Genomic DNA, 20418 nt, shown 5'->3' with positions numbered 1-20418 from the left:
CGGCCACACCTGGCCCTGAAATACAAAACGCCCGATGATGTTCATCAGGCATTTTACAGACAGAAAACTGTCAACTTATATCAGGACTAGTCAAATCCGCCGGAAACTTCTAATGCCTTTAATTGATATATTTACCATGCGCGGTATGACTCCATGTGTGGAGGAGCATCTGTTGTCGAGGTGTCATTGGGACTTAAAACTCTACTCTCTTACAGAGAAACATACTGAGTTGGATGGAGCAAACCTGTTGTATGCAATCACCGATCGCGCAAGATCTATCTCAAGGTCTGTGTAGAGGAGAGCGCATCATAATGTAATTTTATGAGCGATTATTAGTGAAAGCATAAGGCGTTGATTTTAATGTGATTTTAAACATCGGATTTTGAGGTCGTTACGGACAAAAAATCTGGCTGTTTTTATGCAAAATCACGCCTTTAAATACACTGATGTGAATAATTTTTTCTCTTTATTAATCAAAAGCTTAAAATCAATCGAAATTCTTGCTGTATAAGAAAAAACGTAAAATTTCCCTTTAAAATCATACAGATAAAAAAGAGGCCAGACACGATTCCTGTATCTGGCCCAGGGGAATGGCTCTTTGTAGAGCCGTGCGCTAACTGGTGGAGTAAATCAGTGATTCGTCATCTCAGTGAGTAACAATTAACTCATAGTCTTAAGCGTAGTGAAGATATGCAAGAAATCCAGCAACTGAATACAATTTTTATAAAATTGTCAGATTGACCTGTTTTCTTGCTATTTATCTTCTACTGTTTTTGGCTTGATTCTGCTCTATTACTGTTACTCTTGCTCCAGCGGAATTGCCGTTGTCCAGTTATTGGCATCAGCAGGCATTTTATCATTTAGCACATAGTGTGTTTTACGTTGGGCGACTGGTGCAAGGGGGGTCGTTGGCGGTGTTGCAAACGAGATCCCACCACGTAACAGTTGATTCAACGTGCCAGAAGTTGCGACCCCGGAGAACAGACCAAAATCGATGTTATAGCCTGAATTTAGCCAGAACACGGTGTTTTTACGCACCAGTTTTTGATAATCACGGTTAACTCTGGCCTGAATATGTACGCGGTCAGCTAGCTGGCTAAGGCTAAAATCAGTCACGATACCCACCTCTACACCACGATACAGCAGCGGTGTACCGACACTCAGCGATCCGACATCTGAGGCATCAAGCACAATCGGTAAACCATCAAGATAGCGGGATGCAACAATACTCGGCGGATGCAGTTCAAACTGGCGGCTATGCACGCCACTTCCCGGCTCGGTGCTGATATAAGGGCTGAGAATACTGTCAATGTTGTAAACACCGGATGTCGTAATCTCAGGCGTCACAAGGGTAAAACGGGTGCCTTTGCGGGCAAATTGCGCATCATATTGCGGGTACAAAATAGCGCTGACTTCAACATGGCTATTATCATTGGCTAGCTTGGTCGTTAGCACTTGCCCTACCGTGATGCCTAAATAACGGATTGGCATATTGGCACTGATTTTTGCAGCATCATCACTGGTTAATATGATTTGCCGGCCTATAGCTTTTGCTGCATTCTCGGAAGCGTAAAGAGGCCGCAACTGCCCTTTAGTGAACGGGATTTTACTGATGTTATCCATACTAATTGCCCCTTTTAACGCACGCGTCAACGGGGTAGCTTGTACGGAAATACCTCCAGCACCAATTTCAACTTTTGCACCACCTTCAGCCCAAAAGACACTTTCCGCCGTCAGCAGATATCGGTAGGCCGGATCAATAAAGACAGCCACATCAAATTCACCTTGAGCGGTCGGTTTGATTGACAATAATTGCCCTATTGGGAACTTACGGTACAGCACTACTGAGCCTTGCTGAATGTCCGGCAGCTCTTTGGCGCGCAGTGTCAGCGTGCTCTTTAGTGCATCATACTCGATACCCGATAATGCACTTTTGCTGTCACCAAATAGAGTGTAGGATTTTTTGGCTGCCCCTGATTTTTTTGAACCAGAGGTACTATTTATTAGCGTAATACCACCCTGAACCCACTCTTGTGCTGATGCTCCTTTGACTTCTACACCATCGAACCCGACCTGTACATTGATACGGCTTGCGGCAGCAAACCGGCTGTTGGCCTGAATCAAATGGCGGTAGCGCGGTTCAACCACCACGGAAAAACGTACACCTTGCGGCAGTAAATCACGGGTTAGTACCTGCCCAATAATCACCCCGTTAAGCCACAGCGGTTGATTTATATCAACACCAAATGATTGAGGTGCTTCAAGTGATAACGTCAAAGCACCTTCTGTTTGTTGCAGAATTTGGCTCTCATCTAACACCGTAAACTGATTAACCGGTGAGCCCTCTCCGGGGATAAGCTGCAATGTCGGCCCAGTAAGTAAACTGCTAATACCCGCAGGGTTTGCCAGTGAAAATGCGGCCTTTTCAAGCTTGATATGTGTATCGGTACGTAATAACTCTTTAATTGAGGGATCAACAACCATTACACCGGCCACCGAACCTTTTTTATCCAGCGTCAGATCGGTTAATACACCCACCTTTAGCCCCTGATACATCAACGGTGTACTACCGGCTTTTAGCCCGTTTGCACTTGGAAATGTTAACGCAATTTTTAGCCCGCGCTGGCTGGCTGCCAGATCCGGATAGAGAGGGTAAGTTGAATCATCGTTGGCTTCTGCACCACTGGCTGGTGAGTCAAAAGCAATTGCTCCGTTAATCAGCGCATTGAGGCTTTCTAACTTAATTGATGCTCCTGCAAGGCTGATATCGGCTTGTACGCCGCTGGTATTCCAAAAACGTGAGTTGGCTTTCACCAAATGTGCGAACCGTTTTTCAATCAGAATATCAACGATCACTCCTTCATTATCGGCAGCGATGCGGTAATCATTCACACTGCCTACCGGTATTTTACGGTAATACACCTGTGATCCGGTTGACAGAGAACCTAAATCTTCGGTTTTCAAGTGAATTTGTAAATCACCGTTATATTCACGGTAGCGTGGTGGCGTAGAGAGTGCGGTAAAGGTACTGGCATATGCCCCACTGCCGGGTAGCATATTGATATAATTACCTGAAACCAGTGCATCTAAACCGGAAATACCGGCAAATGAGGCTTTGGGAGTGACCAACCAAAACTGCGTGTCTTGATGCAACGTGTCTGATGCCTGACTATAAATATCCGCTGTAACAGTCACGCCTTTCAGATCGGTTGCCAGCGTGACTTTTCGCACCATACCGACCTCTAACCCCTGAAAGCGAATTGGCGTACGGTTTGGCACTATCCCCGAGGCAGAGCTAAAGTGAATGGTGATCTGTTCACCCTGTTCACGCAGCGTGTAATAAACCAAGCTCAACGCAATCGTCACGGCAATGATCGGTAAAATCCAGAACGGCGAGATACGGCGTTTGGTTTTAACTGTCGCCATCTCAGGTTCAGATAATGGAGTATTAGTCTTTTGCATGAACATCCCAGATTAAACGGGTATCAAACCATTCCGCAGCTATCATCGTCAGATACACTGCAGCACCAAAAAAGAACGCAGCCGGGCCTAAGGTAAACGAAAGGATCTGATCGCGATCAACCAAAGACATCATCAGGGCCAGAACAAACAGATCCAGCATTGACCAGCGGCCAATCACCGCAACAAATTTAAATAGCGCTAAGCGCTGGCGTTTATAACCACGTAAATTGAATTGTACCGATACTAACAGAGCGAGCATAACCACCACTTTGGTGAGCGGTACTAAAATACTGGCCACAAAGACAATCGTGGCAATCGGGATATTGTCTGACTGTACCAGCGTGATAATTCCAGACATGATAGTGTCTTCTACCCGAGTACCGCGTACATACAGCACAGAGATGGGTAAAAAATTGGCGGGAAGTAGCATAATGATTGCAGCCAGCACTGCGGCCCACGCCTTTTGTAAACTCTGCTTATAGCGGTAGCGCATTTTCATTAAACAGCGCGGGCAGCGGCCTGCCGAGTTAGGCTCTCCGTGATAGTGACAATATACGCAAAAATCAACGGGATCTGCTTGTAGCACGCTATTGGCTATTTTTTGTGGTACTGCTATTTTCTGTGGATAGTAGCGTTGCCAAAGTTGTGCAGCATTAAAATGAATCAGCAGCAGCGTAAACAGCAACACCAGAAAAAAGAAGGGTAATAAGCCAAATCCGGCACTGAGCTGAGCATAATCTCGGATTTTAAATGCAGTGACTCCCAGTGCCAAAAGGTATACATCCAACATCGCCCATTCGTGCAATTTACCTAGTACCAGCAAGCAGGGGCGTAGTGAGCCGCCAAACCGTCGGGCAAGCCACAGGTAGAATATCCCTCCGGCAAACAGCAGCGGGGCAACAATGGCACAAAACAGCACCAGCGTAGCTGTAACAGGAAAACCCTGCCATGCCATTTGCCAAATACCTTCCCATACAGAGGCGGTAATATCTACACCAAACAGATTAATCTCAAGCAGAGGTCGAGTGAAGGCCAGTGGCATCAGAATTAAAATGGCAAGGGCGACAGCAGCTAAACGATTTAAAGACCAATCGCGCCCGTATGCAATAACAGACATACAGCGTGGACACTGCGCATTTTGATTCCGTTTAAGTGGCGGAAGTTGGGTTCGATAATCACAACAAACACAGCGCGTGGTTTTATTGCTCATCGTTGTTTTTAACACTGGCATAGCCGTTATTCTACCCGAGATTGTGTTGGAGTTCGCGCTATTGCTTGGTCTCAGTAGGAAATTGCGGAGTTATTCATATTCCCCCCTGTATTTTGATCTCTGTTAATAAAAAATGTATATGTGATGCAAGAAGACAGAAGAGAAAAAACACAGTTGTTCTACGTTTTTTGTGCGGAATAACACTAATTTATTGTTATTAAATACGCCCTATTTGTGCAAATAAAAGCATAAAAAATAAATTCCGGATTGATCCTACCCTATATTACCGTATAACCTATTTTGCGTGTTACGATTTATTAACAAAGGGCTATAATGTCAGAGTGTAGTGAAGTCAGTGTGTCGGAACGTACCGCGTTTTACCGTATTTTGCACCGAGATCTGTTTGCCTTACTTGAAGGTGAAACCGATCTGATAGCAATCTTAGCCAATACCAGTGCCCTGCTTAACGAACGGTTACCCGACATCAACTGGGTCGGCTTTTATCTTTTAAAAGCAGAGCAGTTGGTATTAGGCCCTTTTCAGGGGCGCGTAGCCTGTACCCGAATCCCGTATGGAAAAGGGGTGTGTGGAAGTGCGCTACAACAGCAACAGACCCTGCGGATAGAGGATGTACACCAGTTCGCTGGCCATATTGCCTGTGATGCACGTAGCCGTGCAGAGATAGTCATCCCGTTGCAGATAAAGGGGCATTATTCGGCGGTTTTAGACATTGATAGCCCGACTCTCGGACGTTTTAGCATTGAAGATCAACAGGGTTTAGAAAAAATAGTCATTGATTTAAGTGCACTCTTAAGCGTTGATGCGTAGCTTTTATGGAACAGGGCACTATAATACTGCCTGTTCATGCCTGCGCCTGTCGGCGTTAAAGTAGTAATTCAGGACTTTTCATGGAAAATCAACAGAAGCTGACCAGTAGCAAAGAAGTTATCGCCTATCTGGCAGAGCGTTTCCCTAAATGCTTCATCCTTGAAGGCGAAGCTCGCCCTCTGAAAATTGGTATATTTCAAGACGTAGTTTCACACTTAGGGGATACCCCGCTAGTAAGTAAAACTCAGCTGCGATCAGCTTTGCGTCAATACACCTCTAGCTGGCGCTACCTGCACGGTGCAAAAGCCGGAGCACAGCGTGTCGATCTCGATGGCGCTGATTGTGGTGAACTTGAACAACAACACGTTGATCACGCACGTACCCAGTTAGAAGAAGCAAAAGCACGCGTAAAAGCAAAACGTGCGGCTGCAAAAAAAGAAGAGGGTGATAAGCCAGCGGCTCGCCGTCCTCGTCCAGAGAACAAGCGTGCTGCTGATGCACGTAAACCCGAAGCCCGTAAACCGAAGCCTTCTCGGCCTGTAGCAGCACCTAAAGCTGACGTTGCGGAAGTAAAAGTACAAAGCGTTGAAATTGCTCAACTTAGCGTTGGTCAGGCGATTAAAGTGCGTGCCGGTAAAGGCTTGATGGATGCGACCGTATTGGAAATTGCCAAAGACGGTGCTCGTGTTCAGCTAACCTCCGGTTTGGCAATGATTGTTCGGGCTGAGCATTTGCTCGCCTGAGGCGGAGACAGAAGCAAGGCATGAAAAATTTGTTTCGAGTAACTGCAGCGGCCAGCATTTTGCTGGCCTGCTGGACGCAGGCTGCTGAGCCGAAATATGCTTTGAGCAGCATTCCCGTATTGACCCCTGAGATGCAACACTCTACAGCGGAAAAGCGGATCACTGCTCGCTTTACCCGTTCGCACTATCGTCAATTTGATTTAAACAGTGAGTTTTCAGATAAGATCTTTGATCGTTATCTGAAAATGCTTGATTACAATCACAATGTTTTCTTGCAATCAGACATCGCGTTATTCTCAGCGCAGCGTGATAACCTCAATAATGAGTTAAAAGAGGGAAAGCTCGATACCGCTTATGCGTTATTCAATCTTTCACAAAAACGCCGCTATGAACGTTATCAATATGCGCTAACGCTGCTTGATAAGCCGATGCGTTTTGATGGTACTGATGTTTACGATATTGATCGAACCAAAACAGCGTGGCCTAAAAATACCGCAGAGCTTGATAAGCTGTGGTACGAAAAAGTCAAATTTGATGCCTTGAGTCTGAAGCTGGCCGGTAAAGAGTGGCCGGCTATCCAAGAAACACTGACCAAGCGCTATAACTTTGCTATCCGGCGTTTAGCACAAACCAACAGTGAAGATGTCTTTTCCGCCTTCATGAATGCGTTTTCACGCGAAATTGACCCTCACACCAGCTACCTTTCTCCCCGTAATGCAGAGCAGTTTAATAACGAAATGAACCTCTCTCTTGAAGGGATAGGGGCCGTGTTACAAGCTGATGATGATTACACCGTGATCCGCTCACTTGTTGCCGGTGGCCCTGCATCTACCAATAAAAGTATTGCCGTTGGCGATAAAATTATTGGCGTAGGTCAGGCCGGAAAAGAGATGGTTGATGTGATTGGCTGGCGGCTTGATGATGTTGTTGATCTGATCAAAGGGCCAAAGGGCAGTAAAGTTCGCTTGCAAGTGTTGCCTGCTGGGAAAGACAGTAAAGCCAAAGAAGTGGTTCTGGTGCGCGATAAAATTCGCCTCGAAGATCGTGCCGCGAAAGCGACAGTGAAAGAGGTTGATGGCCAGAAAGTGGGTGTTATTGACATTCCAAGCTTCTATGTCGGTCTGAGCGAAGATGTGAAGGCACGTTTACAAGAGTTGCGCGATAAAAATGTTGCTGGTGTTGTGGTTGATTTGCGCGGTAACGGTGGCGGTGCGCTGACAGAGGCAACGGCATTGAGTGGGTTATTTATCCCTCAAGGGCCGGTAGTACAAGTGCGCGACAGCTATGGCCGTATCAAAGTCAATTCAGATACCGATGGCATCTCATATTATGACGGCCCGTTGACCGTGTTGGTAGATAGATTCAGTGCCTCGGCCTCTGAGATATTTGCTGCCGCGATGCAAGATTATGGCCGTGCTTTAATTGTGGGTGAAAACACCTTTGGTAAAGGCACAGTGCAGCAGCATCGCTCGCTGAATCATATCTATGATTTGTTTGATAAACCACTTGGGCATGTGCAATATACGATTCAGAAGTTTTACCGTATCAATGGCGGAAGTACACAACATAAAGGGGTTGCTCCTGATATTGTGATGCCAACCGGTGTTGATCCGGCAGATACAGGCGAGTCTTTTGAAGATAATGCACTGCCGTGGGACAGCATTGACGCTGTGACCTTTGATAAAGCGGGTTCACCGACCTCATTTGTAACGGTGTTAACACAACAGCATCAGGCGCGTATTGCAAAAGATCCTGAGTTTGCCTATATCCTTGACGATATCGCGCAATACAAGATCCTCAAAGCCAAAGAGAACAAGATCTCCTTGAATCTGGCCGAACGGCAAAAAGAGAATCACGAGGAAGACGCTCTGCGTTTGAAACGTGTGAATGAGCGTTTGGTTCGTGCAGGGAAAAAACCGGTTAAGTCTCTTGATGCTATCCCAAAAGATTATCAAGATCCTGATCCTTACATGGATGAAACCGTGAAGATCACACTGGATTTGGCAAAAGATCAGTCTGCAACGGTAAAAAAAGCGTCATAACAGATGATGCTGTACACCACTGTTATTCGTGGTTATAAAGCAGATGTAATGTTAGATGCCTTGTTTCGAATAGTTCCACACAAGCCCCGATATATCGGGGCTTTTTTACGCGATAACCCTTTCAAATCTCTTATTATCCTCATCGACTATTCTTACCAATACCCTATTTAAAAGATCTCTTTTTCTCTCTCTTTCTTTAATATTTGCGGTGAAAAAAGTCAGGAATGACTAACGTGAATATATCAGCTTATCAATATGTTTTTCTGGTCACTGATGTGTTGCTATGCCACCGGTTTTGCAGCAGCAAAGCTATCAGCGGATGTGCAGGTGCTAGCGGGTCTTGGATGTGACGGTGACTCCCTGATAATGGTTGTTCCGTGTTCTTGCGCACAATGCGTAGTGAATGGAGGTTTTATGCTCCGACCCCTATCTGCTCTGATGCTGTCTGCGATCATGAGTTTTTCCACACCCAGCTATGCTGAACTTGATCAGTCACTTAACGCGTTTGATGAGCCCTATATTGTGGGTGATTGGCTCTGGCGGGCAAACGGAGGTGCTGAAATTACACTTGGTGAAATCAGCTACCGCAGCATGTCTATCCGTTTTGATTCTCGCAACCGGTTCTTGTTTGTACTGCAGCGCAGTGATGGAAAAAATGATGTGTGGCAGGGGAAATATGACATCAACAGTGATGCACTGACACTGCTGCCTGAAGGGGATACTACACAGTATTTATCTTTTAGCTTGAGTCAAAATCAGTTTGTAATGGGCAATATTGTTTTTATTAAATTACCGCCAAGCGAGCTGCTTGGATCATGGCAAAGCGCACAAATTAGCGGTACTGATGTAATGCCGCAGGTCAATCATTTTGCGGTTAATTTTCACCCTGATTTCCAGTTTGAATCACAAAGTACTGGGAAAGATGGAAAATTACAGACGAATCGTGGTCTGTATATTTATGAAGGGAATGAAGTGGTACTGTTTTATGAAGACGGGCGGCAGTCACTCAATATCTCACAAGAGAATAATGAGCTGATTTTAAACGATAACTTATTTGACAGCCGGATTGCACTTGTTAAACGTTAATATGCAATAATGTACTTATGTGGTTTTTATCTGTGGTTAAATACTTGCCGCAAAATCATTTTTGCCGAGTATTTAACCATGATTTTGCTATTTATCCCTCATGTTGTTGTGAATTCACTCAGTAACTTCTCATTCGACCTGTTATTAGTAGCTTATCGCTGTTAATTTCAGTAATTTAATTTCTAAAATTTGAATGACGTTACGTCTCGGTTGTGAATACTGCGTAATAATATTTCACCATTCTTATTTTCGATTAACCTAAAGTACGTTGAGTGTTAAGGAGGACATGTCATGCTGCATCAGAAGGAATATCAGGCTTAATGCACGTTAAATCATACATAGCACTGTGGTTATGTCATGATTTGACACATCAGTGAGTCACTTTTTTCACTGATTAGGGGTAGAGTATTATTTTTGCTAACCGATGCCAATTCAAGGAATAACTATGCTGATTGGTGTACCAAAGGAACAGCTCGCGAATGAATCGCGGGTAGCTGCTACACCGAAAACGGTGGAGCAATTGCTGAAGTTAGGTTTCAGCGTGGCGATAGAGCAAAACGCGGGCTTTCGTGCCAGCTTTGAGGATGCAGCATACGTTGCTGCCGGTGCTCAGGTCGTATCATCCGATGATATTTGGAATTCCGATATCATTTTAAAAGTGAATGCGCCAACAGAAGCAGAGATCCCGCTGCTTAAAGAGGGCACATCGCTGATCAGTTTTATCTGGCCTGCACAAAATGCAGATCTGATGGCAAAACTGGCCGAGCGTAAAATTAACGTGATGGCAATGGATGCCGTACCGCGTATTTCACGTGCGCAGTCTTTAGATGCATTGAGCTCAATGGCTAATATTGCCGGTTATCGTGCGGTTGTTGAAGCGGCACATGAGTTCGGCTCTTTCTTTACTGGCCAAATTACGGCTGCAGGTAAAGTACCCCCTGCAAAAGTGATGATTATCGGCGCAGGTGTTGCAGGGCTTGCTGCCATTGGCGCAGCAGGGAGCTTAGGTGCGATTGTTCGTGCATTTGATACCCGCCCTGAGGTGAAAGAACAAGTTCAAAGTATGGGGGCTGAGTTCCTTGAGCTTGAATTTGAAGAAGAGGCTGGTAGTGGTGATGGCTATGCAAAAGTGATGTCACCTGCCTTTATCAAGGCAGAGATGGAGCTGTTTGCGGCACAGGCCAAAGAGGTGGATATTATTATCACCACGGCACTGATCCCAGGTAAACCGGCACCAAAGCTGATTACCAAAGAGATGGTTGCTAGCATGAAGCCGGGCAGCGTTATTGTTGATCTGGCTGCGGCAACGGGCGGTAACTGTGAGCTGGCACAGGCCGATACTGTGGTTGTTACGGATAATCAGGTTAAGATTATCGGGTATACCGATTTGCCAAGCCGTTTGCCGACACAATCATCTCAGTTGTACGGTACAAACCTTGTTAACTTGCTCAAGCTATTGTGCAAAGAAAAAGATGGCACGATTAATATCGACTTCGACGATGTGGTTTTGCGCAGTGTGACAGTGATCCGTGAAGGCGATGTGACATGGCCGCCTCCGGCAATTCAGGTTTCAGCACAGCCACAAAAAGCGGCTGCTGCGCCAGTGGCACCGAAAGAGGCTGAAAAACCGACTTCTCCGGCCAAAAAATATGGCCTGATGGCTGCCGGTATCGTGCTGTTTGGGTGGATTGCGAATGCTGCGCCTGCCGCATTTTTATCCCATTTCACGGTCTTCATTTTGGCCTGCGTGGTTGGTTACTACGTGGTGTGGAATGTGAGCCATGCTCTGCATACACCTCTGATGTCGGTAACCAATGCGATTTCCGGCATTATCGTGGTCGGTGCATTGTTGCAGATAGGTCAAGGCAGTGGGTTTGTATCATTCTTAGCGTTTATTGCGGTGCTGATCGCCAGCATTAATATATTTGGTGGCTTTACTGTCACTCAGCGCATGTTGAAAATGTTTAGAAGGGACTGAGGGGTAGAACATGTCTGAAGGATTGGTACAAGCTGCATACATTGTGGCTGCTGTGCTGTTTATCATGAGCTTGGCCGGATTGTCTAAGCATGAAACAGCCAAGGCGGGTAACTGGTACGGTATTGCCGGTATGGGTATCGCGCTGGTGGCAACGATTTTAGGGCCGCATTCAGCCAGTGTGGGTTGGATTTTATTGGCAATGGTTATTGGTGGTGCAATCGGTATCCGCTTGGCAAAACGTGTCGAAATGACAGAGATGCCAGAGCTGGTGGCGGTGTTACATAGCTTTGTGGGTCTGGCTGCGGTACTGGTCGGGATTAACAGCTATCTAGACCACGGTGTTGCCGAGGGCGTGCTGCTTAATATCCACTTAACCGAAGTGTTTATCGGTATCTTTATCGGTGCGGTGACTTTCACCGGTTCGATTGTGGCATTTGGTAAGTTGTGCGGCAAAATTAGCTCGAAGCCGATGATGTTGCCACACCGCCATAAGCTGAATCTGGCGGCGCTGGTTGTTTCGTTCCTGCTGCTGGTGGTGTTCTTGAAAGCGGGCGGAAGCACGTTTGCACTGGTGGTGATGACACTGATTGCGTTGGCATTTGGTTGGCATTTGGTGGCATCAATTGGTGGTGCTGATATGCCAGTGGTTGTCTCTATGCTGAACTCGTATTCAGGATGGGCAGCGGCAGCGGCAGGTTTTATGCTGGCAAACGATCTGCTGATTGTGACTGGGGCATTAGTAGGGTCATCAGGTGCGATTCTTTCCTACATTATGTGTAAGGCAATGAACCGCTCATTTGTCAGTGTGATTGCCGGTGGCTTTGGTACAGATAGTGCGCCTTCTGATGATGATCAGGAGATGGGCGAGTACCGTGAAACGTCGGCAGAAGAAGTGGCTGATATGCTGAAAAATGCAACGTCGGTTATTATTACTCCGGGCTATGGTATGGCCGTGGCACAAGCACAGTATCCTGTTGCTGCAATTACTCAAAAATTGCGTGAGAAGGGTGTGAAGGTCCGTTTTGGTATTCACCCTGTTGCGGGGCGCTTACCGGGCCACATGAACGTGTTGCTTGCAGAAGCTAAAGTGCCGTATGACATTGTATTGGAGATGGATGAGATCAATGATGATTTTGCCGATACTGATGTTGTGCTGGTGATTGGTGCGAATGATACGGTGAACCCTGCTGCGCTTGAAGATCCAAAGAGCCCAATTGCAGGTATGCCAGTACTGGAAGTGTGGAAAGCACAGAATGTTGTGGCATTTAAACGTTCTATGAATACCGGTTATGCCGGTGTACAAAACCCGCTGTTCTTTAAAGAGAACACGCAAATGCTGTTTGGTGATGCCAAAGACAGTGTTGATGCTATCTTGCGGGCGTTGTAATTAGACGTAATATCACTGCATTGTGGCCGATGTCTGATGTAGTGGTAGTTCGAGTCACGGTTCCGAGAGCGGTATAGACAGTAGTCTAGTGCTAGCAAGACTGTTATTCGGACAATACCAATAAAAAAGATCACCAATAGGTGATCTTTTTTTATGTCTGCCATGTAGCAGAATGATACAGGTCTGCTGCGGCCAGATAACGGTATTTACCGTGTCTGGTGGGGTTTTATTCAGTGTCTGACTCTGGTAGTTCAGGATCTGGGCGTTCAACCACCAACTGTTTGGGTTTACGCTTCATCATCACCATACCGGCATCAGTGCCTGCGGTGAATTTTTTACCCATACGTGGTTTGGCTTTAGCACTGGTTTTACTGCCAGATTTTGCCGCTTTGCCTTTATTTGTACTGTTTTGGTCAGTCACTTTTTTGGCTTTGCGTAATCCGCGGAATTTACCTTCCAACCCTTCAATACTGGAGAAGCTTAATGGTTGGTTTACGGCAGCTTTTACGCGCTCGTAACTTTCCCAGTCTTTCGGGCCGACTAATGAAATGGCGGTGCCCTTGCTGCCTGCTCGTCCAGTACGTCCGATACGGTGGATGTACTCTTCAGGTTGTTTTGGCATATCAAAGTTGATGACCAGTGAAACGTTCAGCAGGTCTAACCCGCGTGAGGCAACATCGGTGGTGATCAGCATTTTGTAACAGCCGCGACTGAAATCATCCATGATCTTGTTACGTGCGCTTTGACTATGCTCACCGCTTAAGCCCACGGCTTTACTGCCTTGAAGGTTAAGACGCTCTGCCAGCCGTTCGGTGTCGGCGCGTGTTGCGGTAAAGACGATCACTTGCTGATAGGCTTCGTGCTGTAAAATATGATCAAGCAGGGCTTGCTTGTGATCCAGATGATCGACCAGATAAAAATGCTGGCTGATATCGGCGTGTTGAGCCATCGCATCGCCTACGGCAATACGGCGCGGATTTTTCAATGCGGCAAAAGCCAACACTTCAACTTCAGGTGTAATGGTGGCTGAGAACATCATGGTTTGACGCAGGCGGTGATCAGCAGATTCATTGATGGTTTTGAGCTCTGCGGCAAAACCCAAATCAAGCATGCGATCGGCTTCATCCATGATCAGCATTTCAACACCGTTCAGGTAGATGCTGCGCTCTTTCAGGTGATTGGCTAAACGGCCCGGTGTGGCAATAATGATCTGTGGATGTTTACGCAGTGCGTGAATTTGATCATTAAAGTTCTCACCACCGAGTAACAGTGCTGCTTCCATCTGTTTTCCAGCCAGCAAGAAACGCAATTGTGCGTAAACTTGGCGGGCGAGTTCACGAGTAGGGGCGAGGATCACGGCCCGTGGATCGCGTTTTTGACGTGCTCGCTCGCGCAGCAGGCGCTGCATCATCGGCAGCAAAAATGCCATGGTTTTGCCTGATCCGGTTTTGGATGAGGCAATAATATCGCGTCCGGTAATCGCAGCAGGAATACACATCTGCTGGATCTCGGTGGCCGAAGCATACCCGAGGTTATTGATGGTGTTGATTAACCGTGAGTCGAGAGAAAGCTCGTCAAAACGCAAAGTAATACTCCGTGGTATCGTAATTTAGCAAGAATAAAGTGATGTCAGTTTAGCCGTTACAGGCCAGAGGTAAGGAGAAGGCTTTACACAGCGCTTCTACAAACTGCGGGTCTTGGCAGATTGTTTTCCCTGGGCTGTCAGAGAGTTTTGCAACGGGCTTTCCGTTACACTCTGTTAGCTTGATAACAATGTTCAGTGGCTCTACGCCTGGAATATCACAGGTCAGGCGTGTGCCTATCCCAAATGTGATATTGATTCGATGATGGAAATGGCGATAGAGCGCGAGTGCTTTGTTCAGATCAAGATTATCTGAAAACACCAGTGTTTTAGTCTGTGGATCTAACCCCAGAGCCTGATAGTGTGCGATTGCTTTCTCACCCCACTCTACGGCATCGCCGGAGTCGTGGCGCAACCCTTGGTAGCTGGTGGCAAAGTGGTGGTTAAAGTCGCGCAAAAAGGCATCCATGGTAATGCAGTCGGTCAGTGCAATGCCGAGTGAGTCTGGGTAAATATCCAGCCATGCTTGCAGTGCGGCCTGCTGGCTTTTCGCCAGTGTAGGGGTCAGTTGTTGGTGCGCCTGAAACCACTCATGAGCCTGTGTACCTACCGGTGTCAGGCCGAGTGTACGGGCCAGATGGTAGTTACTGGTGCCGCAAAATCCGGCAAACTCGGCTTTTAGGGTTTTCACTACGGCATGCTGCACATCGGCAGAAAAACGGCGGCGCGTGCCAAAATCAACCAACCGGAATTGATCCATATTCAGATCAGTGGCATGGGCTGAAAACTGGGCTAATTTTTGCCGCAAGTGGCTGATGGCGTGCGCGGTAGTAACATGCGGATAGCGGTGGCGCTGACTGATTTCACTGATCAAGGCCAGTAACGGCACTTCCCACATGATAACTTCATGCCATGGCCCTTCAATACGCAGAGCAAGTTGCCCCTGTTCTACACTGACGTGCACCTGTTCTGGCTTGTAACGGTATGTTTTTAGCCAGTTGAGATAGTCAGCTTTGAAAAAAGGTAAACCTGACAGGTAATTAAATTCGTCATCGCTGAGCGTTAAGTTTGCCATCAGTGCAATTTGCGCACGAATTTCATGCGCATAACGGCTTAATGCATGTGCTCCGCGGCAGCGGAATTCAGCCACTACACGCGTCTGCGGATAGAGAAAATAGACCGCCTGCTGCATATGCAATTTATAGGCATCGGTGTCGAGCAGTGACGACAAAATCGGCGTGATTACGGATTGAGTCATAATTACCGTACAATATCCTTGATTAACACTGGCTATGGGCCACTATCAATAATTATACCCCAGAACAGGGTGACATCCGTCAAGTTTATTGCGCTCTGGCCAGAGAAATAAACTTAATACTGAATATATTACAGATTTTTATGGTGTTACATCGTGGATTATTGCTGAGTTATTGCCATATTTATAGTGGGGATTTGGTGATGATAACGGCGAGTGTTATGGCTCTGTTCAGCGGGGCTGCTTTGCATCCCTAAAATTCAATTTATCTTTTTACTCTTTGTTTATTGAAGATTATTTATGAAAAGCGCTATGTTTAAACATTGAGTTTACGTACTGGTATAAGTGTAACTACGAGGGAATGAACAATAATGACACAGCAACCTCAGGCAAAATATCGCCATGATTATCAGGCACCTGATTATACGATTACACAAGTTGAGTTAGCGTTTGATTTGGCCGCAGATAATACGTGTGTAACAGCAACGAGTGATGTGTTACGCCAAGGGGAACATACGCGGCCATTAGTGCTGGCTGGTGAAGGTTTGACGCTAGTTTCTGTGGCTGTAGATGGCCAGCCTTGGCCGCATTATCAGCAATCGGCTCATGCTCTGACGTTGAGTCAGTTGCCGGAGCATTTTACGCTGACGGTAGTCACAACCTTTAGCCCAGCGAACAATACTGCACTGTCTGGTTTGTATCAGTCGGGTGAGGCGTTGTGTACGCAGTGTGAGGCGGAGGGGTTCCGGCGGATCACCTATTTCCTTGACCGACCGGATGTATTGGCGCGTTACCGCACCAAAATTACGGCAGATAAGGGGCGTTACCCGTTCTTGCTCTCTAACGGAAACCGGATTGCGCACGGTGATTTACCGGATGGAAAACACTGGATGCAGTGGGAAGATCCGTTCCCTAAACCATCCTATTTATTTGCGCTGGTGGCCGGCGATTTTGATGTGCTGCGTGATACGTTTGTAACGCGTTCTGGCCGTGATGTGGCACTGGAGTTGTATGTTGATCGGGGTAATTTAGACCGCGCGGATTGGGCAATGGCTTCATTAAAGCAGTCTATGGCGTGGGATGAGGCGCGTTTTGGTCTAGAGTACGATCTGGATATTTATATGATCGTAGCGGTTGATTTCTTCAATATGGGGGCGATGGAGAATAAAGGGCTGAATGTCTTTAACTCTAAGTTTGTATTGGCGAAAGCGGAAACAGCAACCGATGCTGATTACCTCGATATTGAGCGGGTGATTGGGCATGAGTATTTCCACAACTGGACGGGGAATCGGGTTACGTGCCGTGACTGGTTCCAGTTGAGTTTGAAAGAGGGGCTGACAGTCTTCCGTGATCAGGAGTTTAGTTCTGATCTTGGATCGCGTGCGGTAAACCGAATTAATAACGTGCGTGTGGTACGTGGCGCGCAGTTTGCTGAAGATGCTAGCCCGATGGCGCATCCTATCCGCCCTGATAAAGTGATTGAGATGAATAACTTCTACACGGTGACTGTGTATGAGAAGGGCTCAGAAGTTATTCGGATGATGCACACTTTGCTGGGGGAGGCGGCGTTTCAGGCGGGTATGCGTTTGTACTTTGAGCGTCATGATGGCAGTGCGGCAACCTGTGATGATTTTGTTGATGCGATGCAGCAGGCTTCCGGAGTGGATTTAACGCAGTTCCGCCGTTGGTACAGTCAGGCGGGTACGCCACAACTGACGGTGCATGATGAGTATGATGCGGCAACGCAGGTGTATACGTTGCATGTGAGTCAGATGACACCGCCAACGCCAGAGCAGGCTGAGAAGCTGCCATTACATATTCCGCTGAATATTGAGCTGTATTCGCCGCAGGGTGCGGTGATCCCGCTGATGCTAGAGGGCAAACCGGTCGGTAATGTGCTGAGTGTGACTGAAGCGCTGCAAACGTTCCGTTTTGAGCAGGTTGCAGAGCAACCGGTGATTTCACTTTTGCGCGAGTTTTCTGCGCCAGTGAAATTGGACTATCCGTATACCGATGCGCAGTTAACGTTTCTGATGCGCTATGCCAGCAATGATTTTGCACGCTGGGATGCGGCGCAAATGCTGATTGGTAAATATGTTCGTCTGAATGTGGCGAATGTTGCTCAGGGTGCGGAGTTAATTTTCCCACTAGCGGCGATTGATGCTTTCCGCGCAATTTTGCTCGATGACTCACTTGATCCTGCGCTGGCTGCACTGATATTGACGCTACCTAAAGAGACTGAACTGGCCGAACTGTTTGATACAATTGATCCGGATGCAATTCGTACGGTGCGCGAATTTATTCGTGAGGAGCTGGTGCTAGAGTTGGCTGACGAGCTGCGTGCGGTGTATCAAGCTCATCAGTTGGCTGAATATCGGGTTGAGCATGGCGATATTGCCCGTCGTTCTTTACGTAACACGTGTCTAAGCTATCTGGCTTTTGCAGAAGGAGCAGATGCGCGTGTTCGCAAGCAGTATGAAACGGCCAATAACATGACTGATGCGTTGGCGGCATTGTCGGCGGCGGTTAGCGCAGAGTTGCCGTGTCGTGATGCGTTAATGACGCATTTTGCTGATAAATGGCAGCACGATGGTTTGGTGATGGATAAGTGGTTTATGTTGCAGGCAACCAGCCCAGCAGCCAATGTGTTGGCCACTGTGCGTACAGTTATGCAGCATCCGGCCTTTAGCCTGGCAAACCCGAACCGTACTCGTTCATTGATTGGTGCATTTGCTTCGGCAAATCCGGCTGCTTTTCATGCCAAAGATGGAGCGGGTTATCAGTTCTTAGGGGATATTCTGGCTGAACTGAATAGCCGTAACCCACAGGTCGCGTCGCGTCTGATTGAGCCGTTGATCCGGTTAGGGCGTTATGATGCTGATCGTCAGGCGTTGATGCGTACACAATTGGTGAAATTGCAAGGGCTTGATAATCTGGCCAGCGATCTGTTTGAAAAAATCAGTAAATCATTGGCATAGCTGATAATACGAGCCAATTGACGCTAGGGTTATTGCATGTAGAGTGAGTGTATCTGGCGGGGCAACCCGCCATTTTTTGTACAAAATAGCGGTTAACATTTTTTATGATCTTCCATTTCACCCTTAATATGGATTACCACACATTTTTGCATCACTACAGTGGCACGGCTCGGCAGATTTTAGTGATGTCAGAGCAGGGCAAACGGCTGAGTCTTCCTGCTGCACGTTTCCGTAGTTTTTTGCTGCACAATGGTATTGTTGGCCGATTTTATATTGAACTTGATCCACAAAACCGAATTATTGCATTACAACGGTGCTGAAAAGGTGCTGAGGCTCTGAAAACCCGTTAAAAATTCATGACAATGCCCGTATGTTTGGCCATAATGCCAATCCGGTTTCTAACCGGGGCATTCAGCGCGTTTTCTATTGATGATTGCACAGTTTCCGGTGTCGAAATGCCAGTAAACTGCACGATCATAACCCTCTTTTATGATCACTCTTGATGGGCATTTTGCACTACGTTGTTGCTGTGAACGCAGAGTAGACAGCGTCATTATCAGGAGAGGTATCATGTTCTATCGCCTAGCAAGGCAAGCGATTTTTCAATTTGAGCCAGAACGCGCTCATGATCTGACCATTCACAATCTTCAGTTGTTGAGCGGTACTCCTCTTGAATATCTGATCCGGCAAAATATTCCGAACAAATCGGTCAGTTGCATGGGGTTAAGCTTTAAAAATCCGGTCGGATTGGCTGCAGGGCTTGATAAAAATGCCGATTGTCTGGATGCATTGGGTGCCATGGGGTTTGGTTTTATTGAAGTGGGCACGGTGACACCTAAACCACAACTAGGAAATGATAAACCCCGTTTATTCCGGATATTGGAAGCGGACGGTATTATTAACCGTATGGGTTTTAATAATCGTGGTGTTGATTATTTAGTCGAAAATGTAAAAAAAGCAAAATACGATGGCATTATCGGTATTAATATCGGTAAAAATAAAGATACGCCGTTAGAAAAAGGCAAAGATGATTATCTGATTTGTATGGATAAAGTGTATCCGTATGCTGGATATATTGCCGTTAATATCTCTTCACCGAATACCCCCGGTTTACGCAGTTTACAGTACGGTGAGGCGCTGGATGATTTATTGCAATCAATAAAACAGCGCCAGCATGAGCTTCATCAATTACATGGCCGTTATGTTCCGGTTGCCGTAAAAATTGCGCCTGATTTAACCGATGAAGAGTTAATTCAAGTTGCCGATAGTCTGGTCAGATACCAGCTTGATGGTGTGATTGCGACCAATACGACGCTTGATCGCTCATTAGTTCAGGGCTACAAACACAGCAATGAAGCGGGGGGATTAAGTGGTCGCCCATTGCAGCACCGTAGCACAGAAGTTATCCGTAAACTTGCCATTGAACTGAAAGGTCGGGTTCCGATTATTGGTGTCGGCGGTATTGATACGGCAATTGCTGCACGTGAAAAAATGGCGGCTGGCGCTTCACTTGTGCAAATTTATTCAGGCTTTATTTATCAAGGGCCACGATTAATTAAAGATATTGTGTCGCATATCTGATAATTAAACCTGAAAACAGCAGGCAGGGGTTTGCAATAACCTCTGTCTGGTTTACATTAACAGGGTTTACATTGATTAATAAATCATCTGATTTTATTTTTTATTGCGCGTAATTTGTTTATGCGTCTTTCGCTTTTACTTAGGTAGTCCCATGAATATCAAGCCGGATGATCGCTGGAAGTGGTACGTTGACTCCGAACTTGATCGGTTGATGCTTGATCTCGCCAATGGCATGATTTTTCGATCGCGTCTGGCCAGTCGGGTATTAACTCCCGATGTTTTTGCC

13 protein-coding genes and 1 pseudogene are annotated in these 20418 nt (G+C 46.6%); 10 read left to right on the top strand and 4 right to left on the bottom strand.

Going from position 1 to position 20418, the window contains the following annotated elements; genetic code table 11:
• Positions 1-798 precede the first annotated feature (798 nt).
• A complete protein-coding gene (locus tag ACRC27_RS13130; protein WP_438640079.1) occupies positions 799-3462 on the bottom strand; it encodes an MlaD family protein in 2664 nt (887 codons plus the stop codon).
• A complete protein-coding gene (gene yebS, locus ACRC27_RS13125; RefSeq protein ID WP_438631094.1) occupies positions 3449-4693 on the bottom strand; it encodes a membrane integrity lipid transport subunit YebS in 1245 nt (414 codons plus the stop codon). The genes ACRC27_RS13130 and yebS overlap by 14 nt, the downstream gene beginning before the upstream one ends.
• Positions 4694-5005: 312 nt before the next feature.
• Between yebS and ACRC27_RS13120 the strand changes: the two genes are divergently transcribed.
• From ACRC27_RS13120 to pntB, 6 genes are all read left to right on the top strand, one after another.
• Entirely contained in the window at positions 5006-5500 is a 495-nt protein-coding gene (locus ACRC27_RS13120; protein WP_438631092.1) for a GAF domain-containing protein, read from the top strand.
• Between the two features lie 80 nt (positions 5501-5580).
• A complete protein-coding gene (gene proQ / locus ACRC27_RS13115) occupies positions 5581-6243 on the top strand; it encodes an RNA chaperone ProQ (protein ID WP_438622058.1) in 663 nt (220 codons plus the stop codon).
• A gap of 20 nt (positions 6244-6263) precedes the next feature.
• A complete protein-coding gene (prc, locus tag ACRC27_RS13110) occupies positions 6264-8285 on the top strand; it encodes a carboxy terminal-processing peptidase (RefSeq protein ID WP_438640078.1) in 2022 nt (673 codons plus the stop codon).
• 414 nt (positions 8286-8699) lie between these two features.
• Positions 8700-9371: a hypothetical protein gene (locus ACRC27_RS13105; protein WP_438622056.1), complete on the top strand. Its 672-nt coding sequence runs from the start codon at positions 8700-8702 to the stop codon at positions 9369-9371.
• A 445-nt stretch (positions 9372-9816) separates the two neighbouring features.
• Entirely contained in the window at positions 9817-11349 is a 1533-nt protein-coding gene (gene pntA / locus ACRC27_RS13100; RefSeq protein WP_438633652.1) for a Re/Si-specific NAD(P)(+) transhydrogenase subunit alpha, read from the top strand.
• A gap of 10 nt (positions 11350-11359) precedes the next feature.
• Entirely contained in the window at positions 11360-12736 is a 1377-nt protein-coding gene (gene pntB, locus ACRC27_RS13095) for a Re/Si-specific NAD(P)(+) transhydrogenase subunit beta (protein WP_438622054.1), read from the top strand.
• Positions 12737-12962: 226 nt separating this feature from the next.
• Here the strand turns inward: pntB and ACRC27_RS13090 are convergent, their stop codons facing one another.
• On the bottom strand, positions 12963-14321 hold the full coding sequence (locus ACRC27_RS13090; protein ID WP_438633648.1) for a DEAD/DEAH box helicase: 1359 nt from the start codon (positions 14319-14321) through the stop codon (positions 12963-12965).
• Positions 14322-14370: 49 nt separating this feature from the next.
• Complete coding sequence (gene pncB, locus ACRC27_RS13085; RefSeq protein ID WP_438640077.1) at positions 14371-15576, bottom strand: nicotinate phosphoribosyltransferase; 1206 nt, start codon at positions 15574-15576, stop codon at positions 14371-14373.
• A 368-nt stretch (positions 15577-15944) separates the two neighbouring features.
• Here pncB and pepN point away from each other — a divergent pair, with 368 nt between their 5' ends.
• From pepN to ACRC27_RS13065, 4 genes and pseudogenes are all read left to right on the top strand, one after another.
• The gene (pepN, locus tag ACRC27_RS13080) at positions 15945-18551 is read left to right on the top strand and encodes an aminopeptidase N (RefSeq protein ID WP_438640076.1); all 2607 of its coding nucleotides are present in this window, start codon (positions 15945-15947) and stop codon (positions 18549-18551) included.
• A gap of 104 nt (positions 18552-18655) precedes the next feature.
• Positions 18656-18871, top strand: coding sequence for a DUF2835 family protein (locus ACRC27_RS13075; RefSeq protein ID WP_438622050.1), 216 nt, complete (start codon positions 18656-18658; stop codon positions 18869-18871).
• A 250-nt stretch (positions 18872-19121) separates the two neighbouring features.
• Positions 19122-20132 carry a quinone-dependent dihydroorotate dehydrogenase gene (pyrD, locus tag ACRC27_RS13070; protein ID WP_438622049.1) on the top strand — a complete coding sequence of 337 codons (1011 nt, stop codon included), beginning with the start codon at positions 19122-19124 and terminating at the stop codon, positions 20130-20132.
• 151 nt (positions 20133-20283) lie between these two features.
• Positions 20284-20418, top strand: a pseudogene (locus ACRC27_RS13065) (cell division protein ZapC); the annotation flags it as partial.

Source organism: Plesiomonas sp., assembly GCF_051650925.1.
Taxonomy (GTDB): Bacteria; Pseudomonadota; Gammaproteobacteria; order Enterobacterales; family CAMTGL01; genus Plesiomonas.
This window is presented reverse-complemented; position numbering and strand designations above follow the sequence as displayed.

Coding starts and splice junctions, on each gene's coding strand:
- pepN (WP_438640076.1), top strand. CDS start 15,945: ATGACACAGCAACCTCAGGCAAAATATCGCCATGATTATCAGGCACCT.
- ACRC27_RS13120 (WP_438631092.1), top strand. CDS start 5,006: ATGTCAGAGTGTAGTGAAGTCAGTGTGTCGGAACGTACCGCGTTTTAC.
- ACRC27_RS13130 (WP_438640079.1), bottom strand. CDS start 3,462: ATGCAAAAGACTAATACTCCATTATCTGAACCTGAGATGGCGACAGTT.
- pncB (WP_438640077.1), bottom strand. CDS start 15,576: ATGACTCAATCCGTAATCACGCCGATTTTGTCGTCACTGCTCGACACC.
- prc (WP_438640078.1), top strand. CDS start 6,264: ATGAAAAATTTGTTTCGAGTAACTGCAGCGGCCAGCATTTTGCTGGCC.
- pntA (WP_438633652.1), top strand. CDS start 9,817: ATGCTGATTGGTGTACCAAAGGAACAGCTCGCGAATGAATCGCGGGTA.
- ACRC27_RS13075 (WP_438622050.1), top strand. CDS start 18,656: ATGATCTTCCATTTCACCCTTAATATGGATTACCACACATTTTTGCAT.
- ACRC27_RS13105 (WP_438622056.1), top strand. CDS start 8,700: ATGCTCCGACCCCTATCTGCTCTGATGCTGTCTGCGATCATGAGTTTT.
- pntB (WP_438622054.1), top strand. CDS start 11,360: ATGTCTGAAGGATTGGTACAAGCTGCATACATTGTGGCTGCTGTGCTG.
- pyrD (WP_438622049.1), top strand. CDS start 19,122: ATGTTCTATCGCCTAGCAAGGCAAGCGATTTTTCAATTTGAGCCAGAA.
- proQ (WP_438622058.1), top strand. CDS start 5,581: ATGGAAAATCAACAGAAGCTGACCAGTAGCAAAGAAGTTATCGCCTAT.
- yebS (WP_438631094.1), bottom strand. CDS start 4,693: ATGCCAGTGTTAAAAACAACGATGAGCAATAAAACCACGCGCTGTGTT.